The sequence below is a fragment of the Salinibacter sp. genome (assembly GCF_042218895.1).
GTDB lineage: Bacteria > Bacteroidota > Rhodothermia > Rhodothermales > Salinibacteraceae > Salinibacter.
In genome coordinates this window covers 1-11,613 of record NZ_JBDGQQ010000061.1, presented here as the reverse complement: position 1 = coordinate 11,613, position 11,613 = coordinate 1, and the positions used below count along the sequence as shown (strand labels likewise).

General features: G+C 64.6%; 11 protein-coding genes and 1 pseudogene. 7 read left to right on the top strand and 5 right to left on the bottom strand.

Features of this window, described 5'->3' with window-relative positions; all coding sequences use genetic code 11:
- Nucleotides 1-412 precede the first annotated feature (412 nt).
- The gene (mnmG, locus tag ABEL04_RS06340) at nucleotides 413-2,398 is read left to right on the top strand and encodes a tRNA uridine-5-carboxymethylaminomethyl(34) synthesis enzyme MnmG (protein ID WP_375801545.1); all 1,986 of its coding nucleotides are present in this window, start codon (nucleotides 413-415) and stop codon (nucleotides 2,396-2,398) included.
- A 117-nt stretch (nucleotides 2,399-2,515) separates the two neighbouring features.
- Nucleotides 2,516-3,187: a 16S rRNA (guanine(527)-N(7))-methyltransferase RsmG gene (locus tag ABEL04_RS06335; protein ID WP_375801544.1), complete on the top strand. Its 672-nt coding sequence runs from the start codon at nucleotides 2,516-2,518 to the stop codon at nucleotides 3,185-3,187.
- Here the strand turns inward: ABEL04_RS06335 and ABEL04_RS06330 are convergent.
- Nucleotides 3,184-3,441 carry a DUF2442 domain-containing protein gene (locus ABEL04_RS06330; RefSeq protein WP_375801543.1) on the bottom strand — a complete coding sequence of 86 codons (258 nt, stop codon included), beginning with the start codon at nucleotides 3,439-3,441 and terminating at the stop codon, nucleotides 3,184-3,186. The genes ABEL04_RS06335 and ABEL04_RS06330 overlap by 4 nt on opposite strands.
- Nucleotides 3,442-3,697: 256 nt before the next feature.
- Here ABEL04_RS06330 and ABEL04_RS06325 point away from each other — a divergent pair, with 256 nt between their 5' ends.
- On the top strand, nucleotides 3,698-4,555 hold the full coding sequence (locus ABEL04_RS06325) for an alpha/beta hydrolase (RefSeq protein WP_375801542.1): 858 nt from the start codon (nucleotides 3,698-3,700) through the stop codon (nucleotides 4,553-4,555).
- Here the strand turns inward: ABEL04_RS06325 and ABEL04_RS06320 are convergent.
- Nucleotides 4,552-5,097, bottom strand: a complete 546-nt coding sequence (locus tag ABEL04_RS06320; RefSeq protein ID WP_375801541.1) for a transposase — start codon at nucleotides 5,095-5,097, stop codon at nucleotides 4,552-4,554. The genes ABEL04_RS06325 and ABEL04_RS06320 overlap by 4 nt on opposite strands.
- Nucleotides 5,098-5,210: 113 nt before the next feature.
- Nucleotides 5,211-5,516, bottom strand: a complete 306-nt coding sequence (locus ABEL04_RS06315) for a hypothetical protein (protein WP_375801540.1) — start codon at nucleotides 5,514-5,516, stop codon at nucleotides 5,211-5,213.
- Here ABEL04_RS06315 and ABEL04_RS06310 point away from each other — a divergent pair.
- Entirely contained in the window at nucleotides 5,515-5,913 is a 399-nt protein-coding gene (locus ABEL04_RS06310) for a type II toxin-antitoxin system VapC family toxin (RefSeq protein ID WP_375801539.1), read from the top strand. The genes ABEL04_RS06315 and ABEL04_RS06310 overlap by 2 nt on opposite strands.
- A 127-nt stretch (nucleotides 5,914-6,040) precedes the next feature.
- Here the strand turns inward: ABEL04_RS06310 and mfd are convergent, their stop codons facing one another.
- Nucleotides 6,041-9,472 (bottom strand): transcription-repair coupling factor, encoded by a 3,432-nt coding sequence (gene mfd / locus ABEL04_RS06305; RefSeq protein WP_375801538.1) that lies wholly within the window; start codon nucleotides 9,470-9,472, stop codon nucleotides 6,041-6,043.
- 456 nt (nucleotides 9,473-9,928) lie between these two features.
- Here mfd and ABEL04_RS06300 point away from each other — a divergent pair, with 456 nt between their 5' ends.
- Genes ABEL04_RS06300 through ABEL04_RS06290 form a run of 3 tightly spaced genes read left to right on the top strand, consistent with a single transcriptional unit; the run spans nucleotide 9,929 to nucleotide 11,315 of the window.
- On the top strand, nucleotides 9,929-10,903 hold the full coding sequence (locus tag ABEL04_RS06300) for a class I SAM-dependent methyltransferase (protein ID WP_375801537.1): 975 nt from the start codon (nucleotides 9,929-9,931) through the stop codon (nucleotides 10,901-10,903).
- Nucleotides 10,900-11,022 (top strand): hypothetical protein, encoded by a 123-nt coding sequence (locus ABEL04_RS06295; protein ID WP_375801536.1) that lies wholly within the window; start codon nucleotides 10,900-10,902, stop codon nucleotides 11,020-11,022. The genes ABEL04_RS06300 and ABEL04_RS06295 overlap by 4 nt, the downstream gene beginning before the upstream one ends.
- Complete coding sequence (locus ABEL04_RS06290; RefSeq protein WP_375801535.1) at nucleotides 11,019-11,315, top strand: HEPN domain-containing protein; 297 nt, start codon at nucleotides 11,019-11,021, stop codon at nucleotides 11,313-11,315. The genes ABEL04_RS06295 and ABEL04_RS06290 overlap by 4 nt, the downstream gene beginning before the upstream one ends.
- Before the next feature lie 68 nt (nucleotides 11,316-11,383).
- Here ABEL04_RS06290 and murQ read toward each other — a convergent pair.
- A pseudogene (gene murQ, locus ABEL04_RS06285) lies at nucleotides 11,384-11,613 on the bottom strand (N-acetylmuramic acid 6-phosphate etherase); the annotation flags it as partial.

Genomic DNA, 11,613 nt, shown 5'->3' with positions numbered 1-11,613 from the left:
AAGAACTGGCCGAGCACGTCGACGAGGACGAGCTGCCCACGCAGCGCACCGTGCAGCGCTTTTTGCGGAAGATGGGAGGCTGATGCGTGTGGGAGTTTGGGCGTGTGGGCGTGATTGGCGGGATTGCACCGCTCGGCAGAGAGAGCGCACCGCCGACGTGGAGGAAGCCGAAGTGGAGGTGGGAGCGACGTTCTGGACAAAGCACGTGTCGTACGAGTTGATACTGGGTCCTCGTCTGGAAAAATCACGTGTCGACCCTGTCTGAGCGTCTCTGAGGGCCGTTTTCTTGGTTTTTGCCGATTGTCCGGCGGGCGGGGCGGGCACACGGCGGCGGGCGACTCGTTAAGGAGAAGCGCCGGGGCTCGGCATCCTCCTCTGTAGACTTCTGCTTTCGAACACGGGCTCAATTGTCATGCACCAGGACTACTTCGAGTACGACGTCATCGTCGTTGGTGGCGGCCACAGCGGCAGCGAGGCGGCGGCCGCGGCGGCCAATATGGGCGCCGATACGTTGCTCATCACCATGAAGCTCGCGGACATCGGGCAGATGTCCTGCAATCCCGCCATCGGCGGCATCGGCAAGGGGCACATTGCCCGCGAGATCGACGCGTTGGGGGGCATCATGGGCAAGGCGACCGATCGGGCCGGCATTCAGTTTCGGATGCTCAACAAGAGCAAAGGCCCCGCCGTGTGGGGACCGCGGGCGCAGTGCGGTCGCCGCGCCTACGCCCGGGCCATCCGGCAGGAGTTGGAGGCCATCGACAATCTGAAGATGCGGTCGGACATGGTGAAAGAAATCCTGACCGACGATGCGGGCGAGACGGTGACCGGCGTGCGGACAAACATGGACAAGAAGTTCCGCGCTCCCTGTGTCGTCCTCACCACGGGCACCTTCTCGAACGGCGTGATCCACGTGGGAGAGCAGAACTTCGGGGGCGGGCGCATTGGGGAGAGTGCCTCGCACGGCATCACGGGCTGCCTGCACGACCTCGGCTTCGAGAGCGGGCGGCTGAAGACGGGCACGCCCCCGCGGGTGGACGGCCGCTCCATCGACTACAGCGTCATGGAGAAGCAGCCCGCCGACCCCGACGCCACGGCCTTCTCATTCATGACCGATGGCCTGCCGCCGGTCGACGAGCAGCTCTGCTGCTGGCTCACGGACACGACGCCCGAGACGCACGAGGTGCTGCGGACGGGCTTCGACCGGAGCCCGATGTTTTCGGGGCGCATCGACGCAGACGGACCGCGCTACTGCCCGTCGATCGAGGACAAGATCGACCGCTTCTCCGAGAAGGATCACCACCAGCTCTTTATCGAGCCGGAGGGGCGGGACACGCACGAGATCTACCTGAACGGCTTCTCGTCGAGTCTGCCGGAAGAGGTGCAGTTCGAAGCGCTCCGCACCATCCCGGGCCTCGAGGAGGCGCACATGCACCGGCCCGGCTACGCCATCGAGTACGACTTCTTCCCCCCGTACCAGATCCAGTACAGCCTGGAGACGAAGTACGTGGACGGCCTCTTCTTCGCGGGGCAGATCAACGGCACCACCGGCTACGAGGAGGCGGCGGCGCAGGGCATCATGGCGGGCATCAATGCGGTGCAGAAGCTGCGGGACACCGACCCGATCGTGCTGAAGCGGTCGGAGGCCTACATCGGCGTCCTCATCGACGACCTCGTGGCGAAGGGCACCGACGAGCCGTACCGCATGTTCACGAGCCGCGCCGAGCACCGCATTCTGCTGCGCCAGGACAACGCCGACCTCCGCCTCACCGAGCTCGGGCACAAACTGGGCCTCGCCTCGCAGGAGCGCTACGAGCGCATGAAGGCGAAAGAGCACGCGATTGATGTTACACGTGAAACACTGTCCGACACCACCGTGACGCCCGAGCAGGTGGACGACTACCTGCAGGAAGTGGGCACCTCGACGCTCAACCAGCCCCGGCCCGTGATTCAGCTCTGCAAGCGGCCGGAGGTCGATTCCGAGGACCTTCTCCGTCACGCCGGGATCTACGACGAGGTGGTGACGGAGGCGCCGGGGATGCTCAGCGCCCCGCGCCTCATCGAGATTGACCTCAAGTACGAGGGCTACATCGACCGGCAGCAGGACATGGTGGAGGAGATGGAGGAGAAGGAGCGCTGGCCGATTCCCGACGACTTCGACTACCACGCGCTCGACAACATCTCGAAGGAGGCCCGCGAGAAGCTGAGCAAGGTGGAGCCGGACAACCTGGGGCAGGCCTCGCGCGTGCCGGGCGTCCGGGCCTCCGACATCTCCGTCCTCATGGTGCTCCTCAAGAACGAGGGCGTCGAGCCGCTCCCCAAGGACCGCGATCTCGACACCGTGGCGGGCGATGGCTTCGGTGTTTCACGTGAAACGGCGGTTTCGGTGAGCGGATAGCGTGGAAGTCTGGACGCATGGATGATCGGAGGCACAGACGTTTTTGCCTCCATGCCTCCACAGCCTCCATGCATCCACGCTGATCTCGCCTCGACCGTCGCATGCTGGCTGCCCACCATGGACACGCGCACCTGGGATCCCTTCGAGCAACTCACGGCAGAGCAGCGAGAGCAACTCGACCGCTTCGAGGAGCAACTCCTCCGCTTCAACCAGCGCGTCAACCTCATCTCGCCGGAGACGGAAGATGCCTTCCGGACGCGCCACCTGCTGCACTGCCTGACGCTCACGGCCCGCGACTTCCCGGCGGGAAGCACCATCGTCGACTGGGGGACGGGGGGCGGGCTGCCTGCAATCCCGCTCGCGATCTGCGAGCCGGAGGTGACCGTCGTGGGCGTCGACTCGGTGGGGAAGAAGAGTCGGGCCGTGCGCACGATCGCGCGGCGGCTGGGGCTGGAGAATTGTTTCACGTGGAACGGGCGGGCGGAGGCGTGGACCGGTGAGGCGCACTACTCGGTCTCCCGCGCTACGGCCCCACTTGCGGAGCTCTGGCGATGGCATCGCCACGTGGCGGTCCCGCTCGACGACACGCCGGACGACGACGGGTGGCCGCCGGGCCTTCTGGCGCTGAAGGGCGGCGACCTGAGTGAGGAGCTCGTGGATCTTCGCGCGTTCGACTCGGACGTCGCGATCGAACGGCACTCGCTGGGCGAGCTTCTCGGGCGGGACGGGTTCTTCGGGGAAAAAGAGATCGTGGCGGTGCGTAACGGAGAGTCCCGTTCGCCACGTTAAGCAACCGCCTGCTCGTCCTCTAAGTCGTACAGCGCCTCGGGCGCGAGGTCGGCGCCGTTCGGCCACGCGACGGTGCCTATCTTCTCGTCGAGGTACACCTCGCTGAACCGATCTGGGTCGCGGAGCGGCTCGAAGACCTCGCCCCAGAGGAGGGGACGGAGGTTCACGCGTTTCGTGGTTCCGTCGTTGAAAGTGACCTTGAGCGAGTAGGTCCCCACCTGCTCCAGCTCGGTAACGCGCAAAATCTCGGGCATCTCAGTCGGTCGGTCCAATGTCATGGGCGGAAGTGGGAGAATTGAGATTCGCCTTTCTGTACATGGATTCCTTTTCCGACCTCTGCGGTTCCAGAGAAATTGGGGAGATCGCTGCGAGCAGCATTGTTGTGCTCTTCACCCGCAACGACTCCTTCAGGGAAAAAGAGTTGTGGCGATGCGCTCGTAGCGCTATGTTTCACGTGGAACGTTGCAATCTCCGCAGGCCCGCGGACTTCCTTGCGATCCGCTCACTTCCATGCGTCGCACAATGATCAACACCGCCATCGGGCTCGCCGTCGGCTACGGAGCAATCGTCGCTCTTGCGTTCGCTTTTCAGGATCAGCTCCTCTTCCAGCCGAGCGGCCGCCTGCTCGCCACGCCCGACGACGCGGGGATGTCGTACGAGACCGTGCACCTCGATACGGACGACGGCGAGACGCTCCACGGCTGGTGGATCCCCGCGCCCGATGTTTCACGTGAAACGAGTCCCGGTGTCTCCGCGGAGCATACGCTCCTCTTCTTCCACGGCAACGCCGGAAACATTTCCGGGCGGCTGGAAAGCGTGCAGCAGTTTCACCAGCTGGGCCTCAACGTCTTGATCGTCGATTACCGCGGGTACGGGCAGAGCACAGGCTCGCCGTCGGAGGAGGGCATCTACCGCGACGCGGCGGCCTGCTGGCGGTACCTGACGGCGACAAAAGGCCTTGCGCCCCAAGAGATTATCGTCTTTGGACGGTCGATGGGCGGTGGGGCGGCGACGTGGCTCGCGACCCGAAAGCAGCCCGGTGCGGTGATCCTGGAGTCGGTGTTTACGAATGTGCCCGACGTGGGGGCGCACCACTACTCCTTTCTCCCGGTCCGGACCCTCGCCACGAATCAGTTCGACAACGAGTCGCGCGTGCCAGAAATTGACGCGCCGAAGCTCTTCATCCACAGCCGCGACGACCGTGTCGTGCCGTTTGAACTGGGGCGACGAGTCTACGAGGCGGCCGCCGAGCCGAAGCAGTTCCTGGAGATCGAGGGCGGGCACAACGATGGGTTTCTCGTGTCGGCGGACGAGTATCTCCGGACGATTGACGACTTTCTGTCGGAGCATCTTTCCGATTCGTCCTAATCTGACCGCGACCACTCTTGCGGATTCGCGCGGATGTAGCGTCGGTTGCGGACGATGCGGTCGTGGAAGCTCGCTTGCCAGATCGTCTCTCCCGGCGCGTCTCGCTTCTCGTTGATGCGGCGGGTGACGGCTGATTTGAAAGCCCCAACGATTGTGGACAGGGTGCCTGGCTCCGGTTTTTCGAGGCCGGGTGGTAGTTTTGAAGAGGTCGCGAGGCGCGCCTCGCGACCGCCCTTCCCAGGGTTTTCTTCGCTCTCCGATTCTGTTGGAGAGTGGCATATCCAAAGGAGGCCGTGAACGTGATCCGGCATCACGATGAAGGTGTCCAGGGAAACCTCGTCTCGGAGCTCGCCGGTTCGTTTCCATTCCTCGGCCACGATTCTGCCGTAGCGGTTTAGGTGCATCCGCCCACGCTCGACCGTGCCGAAGAGGGGAGCGCGTTTCTTCGTGTTCGTCGTGATGAAGTACGCGCCGCCGCGATAGTCATGACGATCGCATCGTCGGGAGCGGGCGTCCGGTGGAAGATTGACGAATCGCCTCACGGAATGACGGGGAATAGGAAAAGAGCAGGTCCATTTCATTGACACCTGCCGCACCTCTTCCATAACGTGGACGACCACGAACCCCGTTTATCATCGTCAGTTTATGCATTGAGTTATGCATAGTCATCGACATTCGCCTCCGGAATTCCCATGCGACACAGCGTATCGATTCGTGACGAGATTGGGGAGGAAGTCGAGGCGATGGCCGAGGAGGAGGGCCTAGTGAGTTCTACGCCCGGGCTGCTGAGTCGTACCTGAAGCGGATCCGTCGCCGCCGTGCCATCGACGATCTCGACCGGCGGGCGGGTTCGGTCGAGGCCCACGGCGACCTCGACGAGGCGCTCGGCGACATCCGGCAGGACGATCCGGAGCGCCCGTAGACGCCTTTTCGCCTCCTCACTCGTCAGCGTAGAGGCCATGCGACGCGGATTCGACACCGGATACTTCGTCAAGTACGCCACCGGAAAACTCTCCGAGACGCACCGTCAGGTCCTCCGAGATCTGGCGAGGGAGGATGGGCTGGGCATCGCGAACGGACTGGTCATCTACGAGCTGAAGAAGCTGGGGGACCGCGGCGTTTTGGACATGGAGGACGCGGAATGGCTCGTCAACGTTGTCGGCGATGCGTGCGAGGTGGAGCGGGTGCTCTCCAATTCGTTTCTCGACGAGGCGGCGCGGCTCTCGCATGGCAACGACCTGTCAATGGCCGACGCCATGATGCTCACTACGGCCCTTCGACACGACGCGGAGGAGCTCTACACCACCGACCACGATCTCCTTGCCTACGACGGACCGATCGAGGTGGTTTTGGTCTGATACGCTCCGGAGGAACGGATGTATCGGAGTCGTGGAGGCAGGGCGTTTTGCCTCCTTTCCTCTAAGCGTCTAGAGCCTCCATGCTCCCAGAGTTTCACGTGAAACACCTCTTGCTCTGGCTCTGGAGTCAAGCCTCGACCGTCGCCACCGTCTCCGTCTCCTCCAGCAGCAATCCCTCCATGATCTCGAGCGCGTCGTTGAGCGTTGGCACGTCCTGAATGATGGCGCGCATGAGGCCGCCCTCCACGTCGTCCTTCATCACGTACTCGCGGTCGAGCACGGCGAGCTTCTCGAGGAGCGGGTGGAAGACCTCGTCGTAGAAGTACGGGTCGGCGTCCTCGCTGGGAAGGTAGAGGAAGAGGCGCTCGTTCTTGTAGACCACCTTCGGCATCCGGAGCTCTTCGCCGAGGAGACGGAGACGGGCGGCCGTAAGCAGGTTCTGCACTGGCCCGGGCACGTCGCCGAAGCGGTCCTCCATCTCGTCGAGCAGGTCCACGAGCGTCGTCTCGTCCGGCGCGTCGCTGATGCGGCGGTAGAGATTGAGGCGCTCGGTGTTGTCCCGCAGGTACGACTCCGGAATGTAGGCGTCCACTTCCACGTCGACCGACGTCTCGGGGCCGGGCGGCACGGCCTCCCCGTCAAAGACATCCTCAAACTCCTCGTCCCGCAGCTCCTTCACCGCCTGGTCGAGGATCTTGTGGTACGTCTCGTAGCCCACGTCCTCGATGAAGCCGCTCTGCTCGGCGCCCAGGAGGGAGCCGGCGCCGCGGATGTCGAGGTCGCGCATGGCGATGTCGAACCCGCTGCCGAGGTCCGAGAACTGTTCCACCGCCTTGAGCCGCTCGCGGGCGTTATCCGTGAGGCTGTGGATGGAGGGCACGAGCAGGTAGCAGAACGCCTTCCGCTGCGACCGCCCCACGCGGCCCCGGAGCTGGTGCAGTTCGGAAAGGCCGAAGTGCTCGCCCGCGTGGTTGATGATCATCGTGTTGGCGTTCGAGATGTCGAGCCCGTTCTCGATGATGGAGGTGGAGACGAGCACGTCGAGCTTCTCGTCGAGGAAATCGACCATCACGTCCTCGAGCTTGCTGGAGCTCATCTGGCCGTGGCCCACGCCCACCCGCACGTTCGGCACCATGGCGCGCACCATCTCGGCCACCTCGTTGATCGTCTTCACGCGGTTGTGGATGAAGAAGACCTGCCCGCCACGGCTCGTCTCGTAGACGATGGCGTCGCGGATGAGGTCTTCGTCGAAGGTGTGGATCTCGGTGTTGATGGGCTGGCGGTTCGGGGGCGGCGTCTCGATGAGCGACAGGTCCCGGGCGCCGAGGAGGGAGAACTGCAGCGTCCGCGGGATGGGCGTGGCCGTGAGGGTGAGCGTATCGATGTCCTCCCGCATCTTGCGAAGCTTCTCCTTCGTCTTCACCCCGAAGCGCTGTTCCTCGTCGACCACGAGCAGACCGAGATCGTCGAACTCGATGTCGTCGCTCGTGATGCGGTGCGTACCGATGAGAATATCGACCTGCCCCTGCTCGAGCTTCTCCACCACCTCGGTCTGGTCGGCCTGCGTGCGGAAGCGGGAGAGCACCTCCACATTCACCGGGAAGCGCTCCAGGCGGCGGCTGAACGTCTCGTGGTGCTGCTGCGCGAGGATGGTGGTGGGCACCAGCATGGCCACCTGCTTGCCGTCCTGCACGGCCTTGAAGGCGGCGCGCACGGCCACCTCCGTCTTGCCGAAGCCCACATCGCCACACACGAGGCGGTCCATCGGCACCGGCTCCTCCATGTCGCGCTTCACCGCCTCGGCGGCGTCGGCCTGATCCGGCGTATCCTCGAACTCGAAGCTCGCCTCCATCTCGCGCTGCCAGGTGGTGTCCGACGAGTACGCGTAGCCGTCGGAGGCCTTCCGCTTCGCGTACAGCTTGATCAGGTCGCGCGCAACGTCCTTGACCTGATCCTTCGTGCGCTGCTTTTTCTTCTCCCACTGATCGGAGCCAAGCTTCGTGAGGGTGGGCTGATGGCCCTCCTTGCCGGTGTACTTGTTGAGCTTGTGGAGGGCGTGGACGTTGACGTAGAGCACGTCGTCGTCGGCAAAGTTGAGGCGCACGGCCTCCTGCTTCTTGCCGCGGACGGTGATCTTCTTCATGCCCGCGAACTTGCCGATCCCGTGGTCCACGTGCACCACGAAATCGCCCCGTGTCAGATTCTTGATGTCGCGCAGGTTCATCCCGTCCGCGTGTCCCTTGCGCTGCTTGGTGGAGGGGCGGTGGTAGCGGTTAAAGATCTGGTGGTCGGTGTAGACGGCCAGCTTGGCCCCGGGCCACTCGAAGCCCTCGTGCAGCGACTCCACCACGAGCCGCGCCCAGCCGTGATCGATCTCTGTCTCTAAGAGATCCCGGAGACGCGAGCTTTGGCCCTGACTGTCGCAGAGGAGAAACGTGTCGAGGTCGCGCTCGCCATTTTCTTCGAGCCGGTCCCGCACCAGGTCCATGTCGCTGTTGAAGGACGGCTGCGGGTCGGCCTCGAGGTCGAGCGTGTCGGTCGGCGTCCCGTTGGTGGGGGCGGTGCCGGTAAAGGTACCGAACTGGAGTCGCGGATGCCGCGTCAGGGCCTCCTTGAGTTGATCGCCGTCCATGTAGCGCTGGTCGGGCGGCGTGAGGGCATCTGGGTCCTCGTCCGCGTCGTCGGCGTCCGAACGCTCGTCCTTTCGCTCCTCGAAGGCCGACACGGCCTCGTCGTACTGCGCCTGCGCGCCCTCCCGAATCTGCGCCTCGTCGACCGTGGCGAGCACGGCGCTCTCGGGCAGGTACTCGAAAAGCGGGATGGATCCGCGGGCGCCTTCTTCCCGCTCTAGATTGGGCACGAGGCGGGCGGTGGTGAGGCGGCTCACCGAGCGCTGCGTCTGCGGGTCGAACTCGCGCAGGCCGTCGATCTCGTCGCCAAAGAAGTCGATGCGGATCGGGTAGGTGCCGGCGTACGGGAAGACGTCAAGGAGGCCCCCGCGCCGCGCAAACTCGCCGGGCTCCTCCACGAACTCGACCGGCGAAAAGTCCTGCTCCAGCAGCCGGTCGGCCAGGGCCTCCAGGGAAATCTCCTCGCCCGTCTCCACGGTCAGCGTCTCCCGCTGCACGGCCTGCGGGGGCGGCACGAGTTCGCCCACGGCGGGGACGCTCGTGACGAGGACGCCGTCGAAGCCCTCCGCCAGCCGCTGCAGCGCGTCGGCCCGCTCGATGAGAGGCGTCGAGTCCGACATCTGCTCCGGATCGTAGGGCGTTTTCTGCGTGGCGGGCACGCGGAGGAGCGTGTCCTCCGGATCGCTCAATAGCTGCTCCAGATCACTCTGCAGGTACGCCGCCGCATCCTCGTCGGGCACCAGGCAGCAGAGCGGCGCGCCGGGCTCGCGGTGGAGGTGGTAGAGGAGGAACGCGGGGAGGGAACCGGCGGCGCCGTTCACGTAGAGCGTCGGCGCGCGGTCGCCGCGCTGCGCTTCCGCGGTCCAGCCCCGGAGGCGCGTCACGGCCGAGGTCGTCTCGATGCGGTTGGCGATGGAGGAGAGGGACACAGGCGGTCGGTCGGTTTTCTGGAGTTTATCGGCAGCGGTAGGGCACCCCAAACACCGAAAGCCCGACGCCGCAACATTAGCGGCGGTCGGGGGTAGCGGGACGGGCGCGGGCGGTGGGAGTGCTCACGTCGGAAGAGTCAACGGCGCACACGAGCGGGGAGGTTCCTCCGTCGCTGCGCGTCGGTCCAGGGGGCGGCGAAGAGTCGCAGATGTTTCACGTGCAACGCGTGGTGGGAGGGGCGAGGGGCGTGGTTGAGGGTGGAAGATCGAGAGTAAGGATGGAAGAGTAGAGGCGTCCCGCCGGGACGCCTTTTTATTTCAAGGAGTTCGATGCGTGTGGGTGAAGCGAGGAGCGTAGAGTGAGGGCATGTTTCACGTGAAACGGGGTGGGCACGTCCGCGGGTGCATCCCGTTTGATCTGCGTCCGCGAACAGTCTTCCCGAATCCGGAGCAGCGATGGCCACGAAGCCCCGCGACGCCTACGACCGGTGGGCGGCGCAGTACGACACCGACGCCAATGACACCCGCGAACTGAACGCAGAAGTCCCTCGAAAACAACCATTTATCGAGAACGACGATGCCGTACTCGAACTCGGATGCGGCACCGGGCTAAAAAACACGCAGTGGCTCGCCGCGCAGGTGGGGCACGTGGTGGCTACAGACGTGTCCGACGAGATGCTCATCCGTGCGCGGGAGCGCCTCGATTCCGAGTCGGTGACGCTCCGAACGCTCGACGTCACGGCGCTGTGGCCGTTCGAAGCGGGTCGCTTCGACGCGGTCGTGGCCACGCCGGTGCTGGAGCACGTGGAGACCCTCGGCCCGGTCTTCCGGGAGGCGCGACGCGTGGTGCGGGACGGGGGCACGTTCTACCTCACGGAGCTACACTCGTACCGGCAGTTTGTTGGCAGACAGGCACACGTTGAGGATGAGGCGACCGGCGAGACGATCGTCATCGACGCCTTTACGCATCCGGTGTCGGAATTCGTCAACACGGGCGTCGAGGCCGGATTTGTGGTGCGGGAGATGGGGGAGTGGCGGGCGGAGGGCGACGAAAAGCCTCGGCTGTTGATGATTCGCGTCGGGGCGGGGCCTGATGCGGGGACTCGTAGCACAGGGCAGCGCGGGAGCAGTGCGCGCGGACGCGGCCTGGCTGGCTGCGGGACACATCGGGCCTTGGCGCTGTACAAAAAGTCCTACTCTGAAACTGATTCACTGGAGCCATGCAAGTTACCCGCACGCCCGCCGACGTCCTGGCCACGCTCTCGCGCCGCTACCGGGAGCATTATGAGGATCGCCTCGCAGGGGTGTATGCCGTGCCGGAGGATCCTTATGAGGGACTGTCTCCGACCGAAGGAGAACTCGAAGGAGCCGTGGAAGTCTTTGTCATTCTCCGTGAACCGTACGAGCCGTTCGAGGAGACCGACGATGTGACCCGCATTGCGTACGAGGTGATGGACCAGACGGACTGGGACCTCCACATCATCACGCACCACGATTCGGAAACGGGGCGTCGGGGCGAATGGGCGAAAGAGAACGGAATCGAACTATGAAAGAACGCTTCCGGATCGGATTCGACGTGGCCTGGGAGCGTCTGGAGGCGTCGGCGCTTCTCCTCGAGGAGGGGTTCCCGGCCGATGCTGCGAGCCGGGCGTACTATGGAGTTTACGAGGCAGCCCGGGTACTGCTGGCGTCCCGGGACGTACGACCGGCGACACATAAGGGCGTAGAAAATCAGCTCGGACACCGGCTCCGAAATGAGCCCATCGAGCTTCAAATCTTTTCCCGCCTCCGAACGGATCAGCAGCGGTGCGACTACGAACTGGATCGCCCGGAGCCGTCATGAGTTGAGGGCCACCTGGAGGATGCGAGGCGGTTCGTGAAGCAGGCGGAAGCGCTCGTCGACGAGGCGAGCTAGGACTCCCTTTCAATCGCCGGCCGCACGAACCCGTCGGTGTTCTCCAAGCGGCGCCGTGCCTCCTCGGCGTCCACGTCCGCGAGGATCATGACGATGGCCGTCTTGACGTGCCCGTCGCACTTGTCGAGCACTGCGTCGGCCGCCTCGTACTCGACGCCCGTCACCATCATGACCGTGCGGATGCCGCGCTCCACGAGCTTGTCGCTGGTGCGCTGCAGGTCCACCA